The following is a 16,490-nucleotide window of genomic DNA, read 5'->3' as shown; positions in this document are numbered from 1 at the left end:
ATCATGCTGATGTTGTTTTTAACGGTGGCGATGGTGCATTTGATTGCGCTGATGAGCCCAGGGCCGGACTTCTTTTTTGTATCGCAAACCGCAGCCAGCCGTTCCCGTCGCGAGGCGATGATGGGCGTGGTGGGGATCTCCCTTGGCGTCATGGTCTGGGCCGGTGTGGCGCTGCTGGGGCTGAACCTGATCCTGCAAAAGATGGCCTGGCTGCACCAGATCATCATGGTGGGCGGTGGCCTGTATCTGTGCTGGATGGGCTGGCAACTGCTGCGTTCCGCCCGTAGCCAGAATGCGCAAACTGCTCCGGCAGAAGAGGTGAAGGTGGCGTTACCCAAGCCGGGCCGCAGCTTTATCCGTGGCTTGCTCACCAACCTTTCCAATCCCAAGGCCGTTATCTACTTTGGGAGTGTGTTCTCGCTGTTTGTCGGTGAGGATGTTGGTGCCGGAGCGCGCTGGGGATTGTTTGCTTTGATCACGGGTGAAACCTTTATCTGGTTTACCCTGGTGGCGATCATCTTCGCGTTACCCGCCATGCGCCGGGGCTATCAGCGGATGGCGAAATGGATCGACGGCTTGGCCGGGGTGTTGTTCACCGGTTTTGGCCTGCACCTGATTTTTACCCGTTAATAATCGTCGGGCCGAACGCTTCGGCCCAATCGTTCATGCCTTTCTTGCCGTTGCCAGTAATCCCGCCACCAGAATAAACAGCGAGCCAAAAATCCGGTTCAGCAGCTGCATTTGGCGCGGGGTCTTTAACCAACCGGCAATGCGCGTGGCCAGCGTGGCGTAACCAATCATCACCAGGATATCGATCACCACCGTGGTGACGCCGAGAATGACATACTGCTCGGCCTGGGGCTGGTTGGGCATGATGAACTGCGGGAACAGAGCTGCCAGAAACACGATGCTCTTGGGGTTGGTCAGATTTACCAGGACGGCGCGGCGAAACAGGCGGCGGCGTGGCATGGTGCCTGCCAGAGTGTGCAGATCCAACGCGCCTGCGGCGCGCCACTGCTGGATACCCAGCCACACCAGATAGGCCGCACCAAACCATTTCAGTAGTTCAAAGGCCAGCAGCGACTGGGAAACCACCGCGCCGAGGCCAATCCCCACCAGCACGATATGGATACTCAGGCCGACCTGTAGACCCGCAATCGACGCTGCCGCTCCGCGATAGCCGTGGCTGATGCCGGTACTCATGGTGTTGATGGCACCGGAACCGGGGGAAAGACTGAGGATAAGGGTTGTCAGCAGATAGGTTAACCACCAGTCTAAGGTCATCGCAATGCTCCCTGAATACACCAATTTGTCACCAATTTGTGCCACAATACGCTAGTATGATTTCCCGTGCCAGAGATCACATTTACCTCTCTGAACATCCCGTTAAAAGGTAGGCCATGTCGTCATTCACCCTTGATCCCGCGCAATGGTTAAACCGTGAAAAGCAGTTCTCTGCCTTCGCGACTGGGCCACTGCTGGATTTTTGGCGGCGACGTGAGGAAGGGGAGTTCACCGGCGTCGGGGGCGTACCGATCCGCTTTGTGCGTTTTGCTTCCCCGCTGCACCAGCGGGTAGTGGTGATCAGCCCGGGGCGCATCGAAAGCTATATCAAGTACCCGGAAGTGGCGTACGATCTGTTTCACAGCGGTTATGACGTGATGATCATCGATCATCGTGGTCAAGGGTTGTCCGGGCGGATGCTGGCAGATACGCACCGGGGGCATGTGGTAAACTTTGCCGACTACGTGGACGATTTTGCCCAGTTTTACCATCAGCAGGTCAAACCCTTGGGTTACCGGCAGCACGTCGCGCTGGCACACTCGATGGGGGGCGCGATACTGGCGCAGTTCCTGGCGCGTGAGCCACAGGCGTTTTCCGCCGTTGCACTCTGCGCACCGATGTTGGGCATTTATCTGCCGATGCCGGACTGGATGGCCAACGGTATTTTGAACTGGACGGAAAAGCGCCCAGGGCTGCGTGACTATTACGCAGTTGGTACCGGGCATTGGCGGCCCTTGCCCTTTGTGGTCAATACGCTGACCCACAGCCGCGAGCGTTATCGCCGCAACCTGCGTTATTACGCCGATCATCCCGAGCTGCGGGTAGGTGGGCCAACCTATCACTGGGTCAAGGAAAGTATTCAGGCCGGGCAGCAGATCATTGCCCAGGCTGCTAACATCACTACGCCGATTTTATTATTGCAGGCCGGTGAGGATCGGGTGGTAGACAACCGTTCCCAGCGCGCTTTTTGTCAGGCACTGTCAGACGCGGGGCACCCTTGTGAAGGGGGAAAACCGTGGGTTATCAAAGGCGCTCGCCATGAGATCCTGTTCGAACGGGACGCGATGCGCGCCGAGGCACTGAACGCAATCCTGCGATTCTTTGCTCAGCACTTAGGCGGTACTGCTGCCGCCGAAAATTCCACTAGAGGTTAGAACATATCGCTATGTATCACGTCGTTGCTTCCGATTTAGATGGCACTCTGCTGTCCCCTGAGCACACCCTGACACCGTACGCCAAAGAAACGCTGCAGCTGCTGACGCAGCAGGGCGTGCACTTTGTTTTTGCTACCGGCCGCCACCATATCGACGTTTCCCAGATCCGCGATAATCTCGGCATCAGTGCTTTTATGATCACCTCCAACGGTGCGCGGGTACATAACACCGCCGGTGAGCTGATCTTCAGCCACAATCTGGATGAAGATATCGCCCGCGATCTGTACAACATGATGCACGATAACCAGGAAATCCTGACCAACGTCTACCGCAACGACGATTGGTTCATGAACCGTGAAAGCCCGGAGCAGGAAGAATTTTTCCAGGAATCGATCTTTAAATATGAGCTGTTTGAGCCGGGCTTGCTGGAAACCGATGGCGTGTGCAAGGTGTACTTCACCTGCGACGATCATGAAAAACTGCTGCCGCTGGAAGATGCCATCAACGCGCGCTGGGGCGATCGGGTCAACGTCAGCTTCTCGTTCCCAACCTGCCTGGAGGTGATGGCCGGTGGCGTCTCGAAAGGTCATGCGTTGGAAGAAGTCGCCAAGATTATCGGCTATTCGCTTAAAGAGTGCATCGCCTTTGGCGACGGCATGAACGATCTGGAAATGCTGTCGATGGCGGGGAAAGGCTGCATCATGCAGGATGCCCAGCAACGATTGAAAGACAAGTTGCCGGAGCTGGAAGTGATTGGCTCCAACGTTGACGACGCCGTGCCTCATTACCTGCGTAAAATGTACTCGATTTAATTGATTGTGGCGCAGTCTTCACCGGCTGCGCCACCGAGCGATCTGGCTCATATTCCATCAACAGTAGGCATTCCGTGCCACACCATGATTTATCGTTGGGTTCCGTGCTATGCACCTGAGATGGAAAAACGTCTGCGTTGGTACGGGCGTCAGCCGACAGATCTGTGCTGGCTGTTGATAGCCACGGCACATCATTACAGATAAAGCATGGCCTATGGCAGAGCACTCGCGTTATTGAACTAGGAAGGCAAATGCCCGCCAGACGTAGTGCACCGTCAGGTGAACGACGTCTTCAGTCTCTAAGGGGGGAGCCTAAGGGAACGTTTTCCCTAGCCCGAATCAAATCATCTGGCTGAAGTTCATTTGAGCCATCAGTTTGTAATTGTCAGCATAATCTACCGGGATTGCCACCACCACCGGCCCCTGAATTTCCATAGCCTTACGCAACATAGGCCGCAACTCCTCCACTGATTGCACCGCAAACCCGACCGCACCGCATGCCTCTGCATAGGCTTTGAAATCAATCGGGCCAAACTCTACACCAGACTTGCGTTGATATTTACTCACCTCCTGCATTTCCACCATGTTGTAGGCATTATCCACCCAAATCACATGCACAATATTGGCTTTCAGCCGCACCGCAGTTTCCAACTCCATGCTCGACTGCATAAATCCCCCATCGCCGGAGATGGATAACACTTTGTCTCCCGGCCGGACCAGCGCCGCACCAATGGCCCACGGCAGGGCAACCCCCATGGTCTGCTGGCCGTTGGAGATCAGGAGTTGGCGGGCGCGGAAGCTATACAGATAGCGAGCGATCCAGATATGGAAGCTCCCCATATCCACACATAGCGTCACGTCATCGCTGACGATATCCTGCAGTTCCTTGACGATGCGCAACGGATGAATCGGCATACCGCCACGGCGTGCAGCACGCTCTGCCAGCTCCGCGCGCTGCACGCCGAGATCGGATAAGATCAGTTCCACCTCGGCAGGCATACCGATCACATTGCTGAAACCTTCGGTCAGCAAATTGATAGTGGCGTTGATATTACCGACCAGCTCCACATCTGGGCGGTAACAGGTATCAATTTCGGCCGGTTGTACATCGATATGTACCAGCATCAACCGCCTTTGGCTGTTCCACATGCAGGGGTCGTATTCGATCGGGCTATAACCCACACTGACCACCAGATCGGCTTTTTGCAACAGTTGGTCGGCAGGCTGATTGTTGAATAATCCGACGCGGCCAGCAAAGCGGGAAAAATCATTAGCATCAATCACTCCCGCGGCCTGATAGGTTCCTACCACCGGCATATGCGTACGCTGTAACAAATGGCGTATTGCGGCACTGTTTTCCGGGCGGCTGGCTTGCAGCCCCAGCAACAGTACCGGACATTTCGCCTGCTGGATAAGTTTAAGCGCTTCGTGAATGTCCTCAGTTGAAGCGGCCCCCAGACGGAGGGAGCGGCCTCCGGTCAGCACCGGTGCCGTCACCGGTTCATTGATGATATCCATCGGCAAGCTGATAAACGCAGCCCCAGGACGGCCAAATTCAGCACTGCGGAACGCATTGGCCATCACTTCTGAAATGGCGGAACCGGCATGTACTTCGGCACAATATTTGGTTACTGGCCGGAACATGCTGACGGTATCCATGCTCTGGTGTGTTTGTTTAAGATTGTCAGCACGTTTCACCGCACCGCCCAAGGCCACCACCGCATCCCCTTCGGAGGTAGCGGTGGCCAGCCCGGTGATCAGGTTAGAACTGCCCGGCCCGGAGGTCACCAGTGCGACTCCTGCCTTGCCGGTCAAGCGGCCAACTGCCGCTGCCATAAATGCCGCGTTGGCTTCGTGACGTACTACCACGGTTTTTATCTCGGGTTCATCTTCCAACGCATCGAACACGCGATCTATTTTAGCCCCGGGAATACCAAATACCTGTTTCACGCCCTGCGCGTGCAGATTTTTAACCACCAAATCTGCACCACACCGCCAGTGATTGTCTGAACCAACCATAATCCACCTCCTGAAAAAACGACGCCGATTAACCCTCGGCAGAACGAATGGCGCAATCCAAATCCTCTGGACAGAGGTCGGCGCACAGGAAATCCGCATCGTGCGGCAATTGAAGATTGAGACGAGCGATCACGCCAAACTGCAGACGGCCATGATCGAGCTGATAATCCAGGACATGGCCCCCACCGATGCGATCGTCAGTGATAAAGTGTTCGTGGTAACCCGCAACACTGATGCCCTGCATATAATCAGGTGAGCGGAATCCCACCAATGTGCCGCTGCGTTGCTGAAATGCAAAGGTCGGCTGCGCTTCGATCGCTTCCAGCATCGGTTTGTAGGGCCGCTCTTGCCGCGGTACGGTCCGGGTTTCCACATGGCTGAACAGACCATCAACCCGTAACGCACAGAACAGATTAGGTGAAGCTACCTGCTGGTCGATGCACCGGTGCAGGTCGGCTTTGCAGATCGGTTTTTCAATCTTTAGCGTCACACTAGGCTGAAAAAAAGTGACCACCGCGAACGGCGTTCTTTGTTGCAGACTGGCCGCACGGGCGCTGCCATCTGCACGCAACTGATGAACTTCCCGATCAAAAGCGATCAGTTCTCCATCAAGATGGTTGAAGGTCCCCAAGCCGAAGTTACCGTGTTTGAGCAACTCGGCGATAGTGACATCCCCTTCGTAAACACCATCAAGCAAGGCGCTCATCAATGAGGTCTGATAAATTTCCCCCTGACCACAATCCAGCGCTTGCTTGGCAAAACCTTGCGCCAGCTGTTGCGCACATGAACAGCCATGATTTTCATTCATTACCACCTCCTCCAGCCGCAGGGCACCTAAGGTGCGATGCGTTTAAATGCTCAAGAACATGAGCAAACCTGCCGCTGCTAAAGTGCTCACTTAGAACCCCTCAGCTGGCAACGGCAAAAAACAGTGATACAAACAGGCAACGCGCCGGACTCAACCAGAGTCTAGGTAAAACAAAGACCTGCTAATGATTTTAACCGCGCAACACCACGTTTACGATTAATGTGGTATTGATTTTAAAATGCATGAAGCAGATAAATTCACTATCTAATTTCAAATTTTAAGTTTTATAAAAATAAATTAAGGTTTTTTATATTGATAATTGAATATTATTAGTACGATATCGCTGATTCACTCTGGAAGTAGAGTAGCGCTAACTCAGTCGCTAGAGAACTGAGTATTCATAAGTAATGCTTTTGCATATAATGCAAAGATGAATGACGCACGCTATGCCGAACATTTGCCGATCTTTCTCGATGTTGCACAATTGGGTAGCTTCTCTGCTGCCGCACGCAAACTGGGTATGGTGCCTTCTTCATTGGTGCGGCATATCGATACGCTGGAAGGTGAACTTGGCGTCATGCTGTTTGTGCGCTCAACACGCGGCCTGGTGCTGACCGATGCTGGTGAAATACTGAGAAAGCGCGCCTCACTGTTGCTGACGCAAATCATCGACATCCGCGCCGAACTGGCAGCACAAAACGAGACTCCGCAAGGCGTGCTGCGTATCAGTTGCTTGCCCACCTTCGGCAAAACCTATCTGTTGCCGCTGTTACCGGTGCTAATCCAGCGTTATCCCAGGCTGGTAGTTGAGTTGGATCTCACCGAACGCCAGACCGATCCGAAACAAGAATTGCTGGACGCCGCCATCCGTATCGGCGAGCAGAAAGACAGTTCACTGTATGCAAACCGCATCGCCACACAGCGCTGGTTCATGTGTGCCAGCCCGGACTATATCGTTCACAATGGGATACCGGCCAACCTACAGGAGTTACGTGATCATCAGTTGATCGCCCGCTATCACAAACAGCAACCCGCTTGCTGGGCGCAAATCCTCAGTGAACCTCTGATGAATCAGTGCAAGATGGTGCTGCGCTGTGATGATTTCTCGGCACAGCGGCAAGCGGCATTACTCGGATTAGGCATCACTTTCTTGCCTAACTGGGTGGTGGGGCCGGATATTCAGGCAGGAAGTTTGTTACCTCTGCTGGCAGATCCTCGTGGCGAGGAACAAGGGATCTATCTGTTGCGCCCAGTAGCCAGAATCTCGGCCAAATTGAGCGTTTTTATAAGTTTGCTTACTGAGCGTATTGGTCAGCCTCCAAGCTGGCAATGACGTGGCTCAATTGAGCTTTTCAATCCCAGTTCAGCCTCTGGCATAGGCATTTATGTGGTTGCTTTGCTGTTACGGCAGGCTTGGTTCTGATCCCCACCGGGGTAACCCGGTGGGGGAGTCGTCGTTACTTATGTTGCCCCTGCTTTTGCAGGAACTGTACGCCCTTGTCCGGGAAGTCGGTAAACACGCCGTCAACGCCCGCCTGATTGTAAATCGCGTCGAACAGTTGGTTCACGTCGGTGACGTATTTCGGCAGCTTATCGGCACGAATGGTGTAAGGGTGCACCGCCATATTGCTGGCATGAGCGTCCTTGACCATATCGGTCAACACGATCTGGTTCGGTTTGGATTTTTCTTCGACGATCAGCATGTGATAGTCAGGCCCGATGCCGTCGGCATACTGGGCGATCTTTTTCATCGCACCCGGTTTGAACATCCAGTCGTAGTCATAGTTGACCCACTTGCCGTCGGCCTTCTGCTCGTAGGTTTCGTTCCAGTCGGTGTAGGCAATCAGCTGCACCAGCTTCAGATCCATCCCCATCTTGGGTTCCAGCTGATCCTTGATGCGTTTCAGCTCGTTGGCATCAAAACACTGCAGATAGACGTTGTCGCTCTTGCTGGTGTAGCCGTATTGCTTAAGGACTTCCAGCACCCTGGTGGAGATGTCTTTTCCTTCCTGCTGATGGAACCAGGGGGCCTTGATTTCCGGGTAGAGGCCGATGTTCTTGCCGGTTGAATGGTTGAGGCCCTGTACGAACTCGATCTCTTCCTGGAAGGTGTGGACGCGGAAGTCGGATTTGCCCATCGGGAAGCGGCCAGGGTAGCTTTGCACCTGCTTACCATCTTTGATATCGAAGCCTTCGGTGAACTTCAGCGATTTGATCTCAGGCAGCGTAAAGTCGATGGCGTAGTAGCGGCCATCTTTACGCGCCCGGTCCGGGAAGCGCTCGGCAACGTCGGTGACGCGATCCAGATAGTGGTCGTGCAACACCACCAGCTCGTTGTCTTTGGTCATCACCAGATCTTGCTCAAGGAAGTCGGCACCCTGCGCGTAGGCCATCGCCTTGGCCGGTAACGTATGCTCCGGCAGATAGCCGCTGGCACCGCGGTGAGCGATAACCACTTTATCCGCAGCCTGGGCGGCACTGAGCATTGAAGTGGCAAGAATGATCCCTGTGAGCAGGGCTTTGGTTTGAGTCCGCATTCTGTGTTGCTCCATGTTGTAGAGGTAAGAAAAAGGCCGCAGCGCGGCCTTAGATTGACGATAAAGGGTAGGTAGGGGCGCTGCATGCTGCGCCCGCTTAGCTTTTAACCGCGTTTGGCCGCGATTTCTGCGTGGTGTTTCTTCTCGCTGATCATGGTCAGTACCAGCAGGATCACCGCACCGATGCTGCCGCCGATCATCACCATAAAGCCGCCGTCCCAACCGAAGTAGTCAACGGTATAGCCAACGATGGCGCTGGCTGCGACCGAACCGCCCAGGTAACCGAACAGGCCGGTAAAGCCTGCGGCGGTACCTGCCGCTTTCTTCGGTGCCAGTTCCAGCGCGTGCAGGCCGATCAGCATGACTGGGCCATAGATCAGGAAGCCGATGGTGATCATACAGGCCATATCGATGCCTGGGTTACCCACCGGGTTCAGCCAGTAAACGATGGTGGCGATGGTCACCAGAACCATGAAGAACACCCCGGTGGCGCCACGGTTGCCTTTAAACACCTTGTCCGACATCCAGCCGCACAGCAGGGTGCCTGGGATACCGGCGTATTCGTACAGGAAGTAGGCCCAGGAGGACTTATCCAGCGCGAAGTGTTTCACTTCTTTCAGGTAGGTTGGTGACCAGTCCAGGATGCCGTAGCGCAGCAGATACACGAACACGTTGGCGATCGCGATGTACCACAGCAGTTTGTTTGGCAGCACGTACTGCATGAAGATCTGCTTGGCTGTCAGCTCTTCTTCTGCTTCTTCGCTGTAATCATCCGGATAGTCGTTTTTGTATTCTTCAATCGGTGGCAAACCAACAGATTGCGGGGTGTCACGCATCAAGGCGAAGGCGATCAGGGCCACCAGGATCGCACCGAAGGCAGGCATATACAGCGCCGCATGCCAGTCGTTAAACCAGGCCATACCCAGCAGGAACAGCAGTGGAGGCAGGCCACCACCGACGTTGTGCGCACAGTTCCATACCGAAACAATACCGCCACGCTCTTTTTGTGACCACCAGTGCACCATGGTACGGCCACAAGGCGGCCAACCCATACCCTGGAACCAACCACACAGGAACAGCAGCACGAACATCACGGCAATGCTGGAGGTAGCCCAAGGCACAAAGCCCATAAACAGCATGACGGCAGCAGCCAGGATCAGGCCGGCGGGTAGGAATACACGCGGGTTGGAACGGTCAGAAACCGACCCCATGATGAACTTGGAGAAACCGTAGGCGATGGAAATCCCTGACAGCGCAAAGCCCAGGTCACCACGGCTGAAGCCCTGATCGATCAGATACGGCATCGCCAGGGTGAAGTTTTTACGCACCAGATAGTAGGCGGCGTAACCGAAAAAGATCCCCATAAAAATCTGCCAGCGCAGCTTACGGTAGAGCGGGTCTACCTTGTCGACTGGCACACGAGAAATGTGTGCAGCTGGCTTAAAAATACTCAACATGAGCGCCTCCGATGGCTTTATCTGTTTATTGCCTCAACAGGAAACGGCTGTCCTGAAGATGAGCTTGCGGATACCTGAAGTGTTGTTAAATGTTCCATAACGAGCGCAATGCTAGAGAAAACCCCCCGGTCACACCGTGATGGATGGCTCATTTGTTACACTTTTATGAAACTGTGGCGAATTTTGAGTGATCGGTTAACATTTTGGAATGGCTAAATAGCACAAATACGTGATGCTGGTCACATTCATGGCTTTTTATGGCCATATTATTTTCGTTTTCTGTTCGTTATTGTTCCTTATCAAACAAAAACCCTACTGACTGTGGCTAAATAAACGCATAACTACAGGCTCAGGGGGCGTGATGAGCAACAACTCACCAATCACCGAAACGGACGTGATCATCATTGGCGGCGGCGCTACCGGCGCGGGGATTGCCCGTGACTGCGCGCGGCGCGGTCTGCGTTGCGTTTTACTGGAAAGGCATGACATCGCCACTGGCGCGACTGGCCGCAACCACGGGTTGTTGCACAGCGGGGCGCGCTATTCGGTCACCGACGGCGAATCGGCACGCGAATGTATTGAAGAAAACCGCATCCTCAAACGTATTGCCCACCACTGCATCGAACGTACCGACGGCCTGTTCATTACCTTGCCTCAGGACTCATTGGCCTTTCAGCAGCAGTTTATTACTGCCTGTCGCAGCGCTGGCATTGAGGCCGAAGCCATTGACCCCGCGCTGGCATTACGCCTGGAGCCTGCGGCTAACCCGGCGCTGATCGGCGCGGTGCGAGTGCCAGATGGCACCGTCGATCCTTTCCGCTTAACGGCGGCCAACATGCTTGATGCGCGTGAACATGGTGCACAAATCCTTACCTATCATCAGGTCACCGGTTTGTTGCGTACCGGCGATCGCGTGACGGGCGTGCGCGTTTTCGATCATCAGGCCGCACAGCAGTACGACATCCATGCTCAGGTGGTAGTCAACGCCGCCGGGATCTGGGGCCAGCAAATTGCCGAGTATGCCGATCTGCGCATCCGCATGTTCCCTGCCAAAGGGGCATTGCTGATCCTGGGCCATCGCATCAATAACATGGTGATTAACCGCTGCCGTAAACCGGCGGATGCCGACATTCTGGTACCTGGCGATACCATCTCGCTGATTGGTACCACCTCAACTCATATCGAGTATGACCAGATTGACAACATGGTGGTGACGCCACAGGAAGTGGATATATTAATCCGCGAAGGCACGCTGCTGGCCCCGAAACTGGCGCAAACGCGCATTCTGCGTGCCTATGCGGGCGTACGGCCGCTGGTAGCCAGCGACGACGATCCTTCTGGGCGCAACGTCAGCCGCGGCATCGTGCTGCTCGACCATGCGGTGCGTGACGGGTTGGAGGGCTTTATTACCATTACCGGCGGCAAGCTGATGACTTACCGGCTGATGGCTGAATGGACCACCGACCTGGTCTGCGCCAAGCTGGGCATCGACAGCCCTTGCACCACAGCGGAAGTGGCGTTGCCCGGCTCCCGCCAGAGCGCCGAAGAGACGGTGCGCAGCGTGGTTTCACTGCCTGCCAGCATACGGGGCTCGGCGGTGTACCGTCATGGCGATCGTGCCAGCCTGGTCCCTTCTGGCAACCGGCTGGACAACAGCCTGGTGTGTGAGTGTGAAGCGGTGACTGCCGGTGAGGTACGTTACGCGGTGGATTCTCTGACCGTCAACAATCTGGTCGATCTGCGCCGCCGTACCCGCGTTGGTATGGGGACCTGCCAAGGGGAGCTGTGTGCCTGCCGTGCCGCAGGTTTGTTGACGCGGTTTAACGTGGTGACGCCGCAGCAATCCATCACCCAACTGTCCCATTTCCTCAATGAACGCTGGAAAGGCGTGCGGCCTATCGCCTGGGGCGATGCCCTGCGGGAGAGCGAATTCACCAGTTGGGTATATCAAGGGTTATGCGGGTTAGATGCGCAGGGTGACGCTAAGCAGGAGGCGGATGATGCAATTTGATGCGGTGGTGATTGGTGGTGGCTTGGCCGGGTTGAGCTGTGCTATCCGTTTAGCCGAGCATGGCAAACGCTGCGCAATAGTTAGTTCCGGCCAAAGCGCGCTCTATTTTTCTTCCGGCTCGCTCGATCTGCTGGCCCATCTGCCCGATGGTACGCCGGTGGCGTCGCCTCTATCTGCCTTGCACGAACTGGCGCAACAGGCTCCACAGCATCCGTATAGCCTGATGGGGGCCACACAGGTGGCCGCGCTGGCAACGCAAGCCGAGCAATTGCTACAGCGTTGCGGGTGGCAGATGCAGGGCGATAGCAGCCAAAACCATCTACGCGTGACCCCTCTCGGGACCCGCCGTGCCACCTGGCTCAGCCCCCTGGCGATCCCTGTCTCTCCCTTGGATGGGAAGTTGCCGTGGCGGAATATCGCCGTACTGGGGATTGAAGGCTTTCTGGATTTCCAACCGCAGATGGCGGCCAGCTCATTGATTCAGGAGCAGGGCCTCAAGGCAGAAGTGGCATTCTTGCATCTGCCAGTGTTGGATCCCTTACGTAATAATCCTAGCGAGTTCCGCGCGGTGAATATCGCCCGCGTACTGGATTTGCCAGAACATCTGGCCCTGCTGGCGGAAGAGATCACACGCCAGGCAGGTGAGGCAGAGGCCATCTTGCTGCCAGCCTGCCTGGGGTTAGAGGATGATGAACCGTTGATGACGTTGCGCCGGTTGGTCGGTAAGCCCGTTTATCTGTTACCTACCCTGCCACCTTCCGTGCTCGGTATGCGGCTGCATCAAGCATTGCGCCAGCGATTGCAGCAGCTGGGTGGGGTGTTTATGCCGGGGGATAGCGTGTTGCGTGCCAGCTGCGACGGGCAGCGCGTCACCGGTCTGTATACCCGCAATCACACCGATATTCCGCTGCGGGCACAGCAGGTGATACTGGCCAGCGGCAGCTTCTTCAGCAACGGCCTGGTGGCCGCTTTTGATGGCATTCGTGAGCCGGTATTTGGCCTCGACGTGTACAGCAAAGCCGAACGCGCCGACTGGAGCGATGCCAATCTGTTTGCTCCGCAGCCGTACCTGCAATTTGGGGTTCAGACCGATACCGCGCTGCGGGCGTTAAAACAGGGGGAGGCGATGACCAATCTGTATGCTATCGGTGCCGTGGCTGGCGGTTACGATCCGTTGCAGCAGGGCTGTGGTGCCGGGGTTTCGCTGCTCGGTGCGCTGCACGTTGCCCAACAGATTTTGGCACAGGAGGTTTCAGCATGAGCCTGTTACCAGACAACAGCTTCGAGAGCTGCATCAAATGCACCGTCTGCACCACCTATTGTCCGGTCGCGAAGGCTAATCCGCTCTATCCAGGACCAAAACAGGCCGGGCCGGATGGGGAACGCCTGCGGCTGAAAGATCCGGCGCTTTACGACGAAGCACTGAAGTATTGTACTAACTGTAAGCGGTGCGAAGTGGCTTGCCCTTCAGACGTTAAAATCGGCGATATTATCCAACGTGCCCGGGCCAATTTCAGCCAAAGCAAACCTACGCTGCGCGATGCCATCCTCAGCCATACCGACATCATGGGCACCCTATCGACGCCGTTTGCGCCGATCGTTAACGCGACTACCGGCCTGAAGCCGGTGCGCAAGCTGTTGGATAAGGCGCTGAAGATAGACCATCGGCGTGAACTGCCGAAATATTCGTTTGGCACCTTCCGCCGCTGGTATCGCCAGCAGGCAGAGCAGCAACAGCGCTATGCCGAGCAGGTCGCGTTTTTCCACGGTTGCTTTGTTAACTACAACCATCCGCAGCTTGGCAAAGACCTGATCAAGGTGTTTAACGCCATGGATATCGGCGTGCAACTGCTCAAGCGTGAGAAATGCTGCGGCGTACCGCTGATCGCCAACGGCTTTATTGCGCAGGCGAAGAAGCAGGCCAAAGTGAATGCGGAATCACTGCATGATGCGGTCCTGACCAAAGGCATACCGGTGGTGGCTACTTCGTCGAGCTGCACGTTTACCCTGCGTGATGAGTACCCGCATTTGTTGGAGGTGGATACCTCGGCGGTGCGTGAACGGGTTGAGCTGGCTACGCGTTATCTCTATCGTCTGATCAGCCAAGGGCGCACCTTGCCGCTCAAACAGACGCCGCTGCGGGTGGCTTACCACACGCCGTGTCATATGGAGAAAATGGGCTGGACGGCCTATACGCTGGAGCTATTGCGGCAGATCCCAGGGCTGGAGCTGGTGGTGCTGGACTCGCAGTGCTGCGGTATCGCCGGGACTTACGGCTTCAAGTCGGAAAACTATGAAACCTCGCAAGGCATTGGTGCCTCGCTATTTCGCCAGATTGAAGCGAGCGGGGTGGACATGGTGATCACTGACTGCGAAACCTGCAAATGGCAGATCGAGATGTCCACCAGCAAGCGCTGTGAACATCCGATCACCCTGTTAGCACAGGCATTGGCGTAACGCATTAAATCGGGCCAGCATGCTGGCCCACTACGATTACTGCTTGATCTTCACCGTATTGAACACGCCAGCCGCTACGCTTTGAGACTGCTGCTGGTTATCCGCTGGCAGCGTGATTTGCAAGGTCAGTTGCTTACCGTCTGGCAGCATAGCGAGCAGTACGCCAGAGTAGGCTTTCTGGCCAGCCACGGTGATCACGGTATCCAGTTGGCGCATTGGCGTGCCGTTAATTTCAACCGCTTTATTGGTAATGACCTGCAGGTTGGCATCGCGGGAGCGTTGCTGCTCTTCCATGCGCTTGGCCAGAGTGTCCAGATCGCCCGCTGCCTTGTCAGCAACGATCACGATTACCGCACGCTGGTTGCTGCTGTCGGCATAAATGTGCACGTTAGTTGGCTGGTTGGTCAGCTTATCGCTCTGATCGGCCAAACCGTTAGGCAGGGTAAAGGTCAGCTTGCCATCCAATAAACTTACCTGTTGTCCGCTTGGGACGCTGGCTGCTGCGCTGCCTGCGGGGGCATTAGTGTCTTTGGTGGCGCTATCACAGGCCGCCAGGCCGAGCACTAGCAGGCCGATACCCATCAATTTTGTTACTTTACGCATCTGATGTTCCTTATTCCTTTGCAGATAGAGTTGGTTGACCGTATGGCTAGATGTCACAGGTTTTTTTAAGTAATAGACGATACTCGTCTACTTCGCCTTTCTTTTCTAGAGTGAAAATCTGATATTCGTGGCTAATGAGCATTATTAGCATGGCGAGTGGTTAAGCGCATGGGCAGCCCCATCCATAACGTCAGGCTGCCCAGTATAAACCAGAAGGCGGGTTAACTCAGTTGCAACCGGCTGGTGGGTTGGCGCTCTGCCAGGCGTTTGAGCAGCATATTGAGCAGTACCCCGTACATCGGCAGGAAGAACACCAGACAGATCAGCACTTTGAAGCTGTAGTCCACCAGCGCGATCTCCACCCAGTTGGCGGCCATAAAGGGGTCGCTGCTTTTGTAGAAGGCGATAAAGAAGAAGGCCAGGGTATCGCTGATATTGCCCAGGAACATGGCCGCGGCGGGAGCAACCCACCAGGCGCTGCGTTGGCGTAGGCGGTTGAATACCTGCACGTCCAGGATCTGGCCCAGCACGTAGGCCATAAAGCTGGCGGCGGCGATACGCGCCACAAACAGGTTGAAGCTGGTCAAGGCGGCAAAGCCCTGCCACTCACCCTGGAAAGTGACGGTGGAGATCACATAGGAGATAAACAGCGCCGGGACCATCACGGCAAGGATAATCCTGCGTGCCAGCGGGGCACCGAAGATCCGCACGGTCAGGTCAGTGGCCAGGAAGATAAACGGAAAAGTGAAGGCACCCCAGGTGGTGTGAAAGCCGAAAATACTGATTGGCAACTGCACCAGGTAGTTGCTGGAAGTAATGATGGCGATGTGGAATAGCGATAGCCAAACCAACGCGATTAAGCGTTGTCGATCGGTAAACGAATACATAATGTAGCCTTTTTGAGTGTGGGGTGAGGGAACCCATTGTTAACTGCGCGGCGACATGGTACGCGTTTGGGCATTCAATGCAATGGTTAAATTTAACGCAAACGTTAACGTATCTTGCGCAGAAAAACTACCGGCGTAAACTAGCGGGTAATCAGATCCGGCGAGGGTTCGCCGATCGTTTTAGATCGAGAGAGATGTATGACTGACATTTTTGCCCAGGCAGACCAGACGTTAGACGCTCTGGGGCTGCGCTGTCCGGAACCGGTCATGATGGTGCGCAAAACCGTGCGCCATATGGATAACGGTAAAACCTTGCTGATTATCGCCGACGATCCGGCCACCACCCGCGACATCCCGGGTTTTTGCCGCTTTATGGAACATACGCTGGTGGCCCAGGAAACCGAGCAGGCCCCGTATCGCTATCTGCTGCGCAAAGGGCTCGAGAGTTAATCACCCAGCGG

Annotated in this window: 15 protein-coding genes and 2 pseudogenes; 9 read left to right on the top strand and 8 right to left on the bottom strand. The window is 55.4% G+C overall.

What is annotated here, in order from left to right:
* Positions 1 to 3 precede the first annotated feature (3 nt).
* Complete coding sequence (gene rhtC, locus IMQ33_RS17235; RefSeq protein ID WP_024529543.1) at positions 4 to 630, top strand: threonine export protein RhtC; 627 nt, start codon at positions 4 to 6, stop codon at positions 628 to 630.
* Between the two features lie 33 nt (positions 631 to 663).
* Here rhtC and rhtB read toward each other — a convergent pair whose 3' ends face one another.
* The gene (gene rhtB / locus IMQ33_RS17230) at positions 664 to 1,284 is read right to left on the bottom strand and encodes a homoserine/homoserine lactone efflux protein (RefSeq protein WP_021181524.1); all 621 of its coding nucleotides are present in this window, start codon (positions 1,282 to 1,284) and stop codon (positions 664 to 666) included.
* A gap of 116 nt (positions 1,285 to 1,400) precedes the next feature.
* Here rhtB and pldB point away from each other — a divergent pair, with 116 nt between their 5' ends.
* The 3 genes and pseudogenes from pldB to IMQ33_RS26420 all read left to right on the top strand — a co-directional run.
* Positions 1,401 to 2,438 (top strand): lysophospholipase L2, encoded by a 1,038-nt coding sequence (gene pldB / locus IMQ33_RS17225; RefSeq protein ID WP_196062952.1) that lies wholly within the window; start codon positions 1,401 to 1,403, stop codon positions 2,436 to 2,438.
* An 11-nt stretch (positions 2,439 to 2,449) separates the two neighbouring features.
* Positions 2,450 to 3,250: a sugar/pyridoxal phosphate phosphatase YigL gene (gene yigL, locus IMQ33_RS17220; protein ID WP_065684874.1), complete on the top strand. Its 801-nt coding sequence runs from the start codon at positions 2,450 to 2,452 to the stop codon at positions 3,248 to 3,250.
* 78 nt (positions 3,251 to 3,328) lie between these two features.
* Positions 3,329 to 3,418 (top strand): annotated as a pseudogene (locus IMQ33_RS26420) (IS6 family transposase); the annotation flags it as partial.
* Positions 3,419 to 3,589: 171 nt separating this feature from the next.
* Here the strand turns inward: IMQ33_RS26420 and alsS are convergent.
* Both alsS and budA read right to left on the bottom strand, forming a co-directional pair.
* Positions 3,590 to 5,269, bottom strand: a complete 1,680-nt coding sequence (alsS, locus tag IMQ33_RS17215; RefSeq protein WP_196062951.1) for an acetolactate synthase AlsS — start codon at positions 5,267 to 5,269, stop codon at positions 3,590 to 3,592.
* Positions 5,270 to 5,297: 28 nt separating this feature from the next.
* Positions 5,298 to 6,077, bottom strand: coding sequence for an acetolactate decarboxylase (gene budA, locus IMQ33_RS17210; RefSeq protein WP_065684876.1), 780 nt, complete (start codon positions 6,075 to 6,077; stop codon positions 5,298 to 5,300).
* 430 nt (positions 6,078 to 6,507) lie between these two features.
* Between budA and IMQ33_RS17205 the strand changes: the two genes are divergently transcribed.
* Entirely contained in the window at positions 6,508 to 7,410 is a 903-nt protein-coding gene (locus IMQ33_RS17205) for a LysR family transcriptional regulator (RefSeq protein WP_196062396.1), read from the top strand.
* A gap of 124 nt (positions 7,411 to 7,534) precedes the next feature.
* Here the strand turns inward: IMQ33_RS17205 and glpQ are convergent, their stop codons facing one another.
* Complete coding sequence (glpQ, locus tag IMQ33_RS17200) at positions 7,535 to 8,614, bottom strand: glycerophosphodiester phosphodiesterase (RefSeq protein ID WP_024529558.1); 1,080 nt, start codon at positions 8,612 to 8,614, stop codon at positions 7,535 to 7,537.
* A 104-nt stretch (positions 8,615 to 8,718) separates the two neighbouring features.
* On the bottom strand, positions 8,719 to 10,071 hold the full coding sequence (gene glpT, locus IMQ33_RS17195) for a glycerol-3-phosphate transporter (protein ID WP_024484654.1): 1,353 nt from the start codon (positions 10,069 to 10,071) through the stop codon (positions 8,719 to 8,721).
* A gap of 361 nt (positions 10,072 to 10,432) precedes the next feature.
* Between glpT and glpA the strand changes: the two genes are divergently transcribed.
* From glpA to glpC, 3 genes are read left to right on the top strand one after another with little or no spacing between them, the layout of a single operon-like run.
* Positions 10,433 to 12,082: an anaerobic glycerol-3-phosphate dehydrogenase subunit A gene (glpA, locus tag IMQ33_RS17190; RefSeq protein ID WP_098929149.1), complete on the top strand. Its 1,650-nt coding sequence runs from the start codon at positions 10,433 to 10,435 to the stop codon at positions 12,080 to 12,082.
* Positions 12,072 to 13,343, top strand: a complete 1,272-nt coding sequence (gene glpB, locus IMQ33_RS17185) for a glycerol-3-phosphate dehydrogenase subunit GlpB (RefSeq protein WP_173410250.1) — start codon at positions 12,072 to 12,074, stop codon at positions 13,341 to 13,343. The genes glpA and glpB overlap by 11 nt, the downstream gene beginning before the upstream one ends.
* The gene (gene glpC / locus IMQ33_RS17180) at positions 13,340 to 14,539 is read left to right on the top strand and encodes an anaerobic glycerol-3-phosphate dehydrogenase subunit GlpC (protein WP_021181516.1); all 1,200 of its coding nucleotides are present in this window, start codon (positions 13,340 to 13,342) and stop codon (positions 14,537 to 14,539) included. The genes glpB and glpC overlap by 4 nt, the downstream gene beginning before the upstream one ends.
* A 36-nt stretch (positions 14,540 to 14,575) precedes the next feature.
* Here the strand turns inward: glpC and IMQ33_RS17175 are convergent, their stop codons facing one another.
* From IMQ33_RS17175 to IMQ33_RS17170, 3 genes and pseudogenes are all read right to left on the bottom strand, one after another.
* Positions 14,576 to 15,142: a DcrB family lipoprotein gene (locus IMQ33_RS17175; protein WP_065684880.1), complete on the bottom strand. Its 567-nt coding sequence runs from the start codon at positions 15,140 to 15,142 to the stop codon at positions 14,576 to 14,578.
* A gap of 46 nt (positions 15,143 to 15,188) precedes the next feature.
* A pseudogene (locus tag IMQ33_RS26205) lies at positions 15,189 to 15,296 on the bottom strand (GNAT family N-acetyltransferase); the annotation flags it as partial.
* A gap of 67 nt (positions 15,297 to 15,363) precedes the next feature.
* On the bottom strand, positions 15,364 to 16,029 hold the full coding sequence (locus IMQ33_RS17170; protein WP_024529563.1) for a 7-cyano-7-deazaguanine/7-aminomethyl-7-deazaguanine transporter: 666 nt from the start codon (positions 16,027 to 16,029) through the stop codon (positions 15,364 to 15,366).
* 198 nt (positions 16,030 to 16,227) lie between these two features.
* Between IMQ33_RS17170 and tusA the strand changes: the two genes are divergently transcribed.
* The gene (gene tusA, locus IMQ33_RS17165; protein ID WP_024484647.1) at positions 16,228 to 16,479 is read left to right on the top strand and encodes a sulfurtransferase TusA; all 252 of its coding nucleotides are present in this window, start codon (positions 16,228 to 16,230) and stop codon (positions 16,477 to 16,479) included.
* The last annotated feature ends 11 nt before the right edge of the window (positions 16,480 to 16,490 follow it).

The sequence above is a fragment of the Serratia sp. Res13-Sevr-LER1-36-b genome, from assembly GCF_015673035.1.
In the GTDB taxonomy this organism is placed as follows: Bacteria; Pseudomonadota; Gammaproteobacteria; order Enterobacterales; family Enterobacteriaceae; genus Chania; species Chania fonticola_C.
This window is presented reverse-complemented; position numbering and strand designations above follow the sequence as displayed.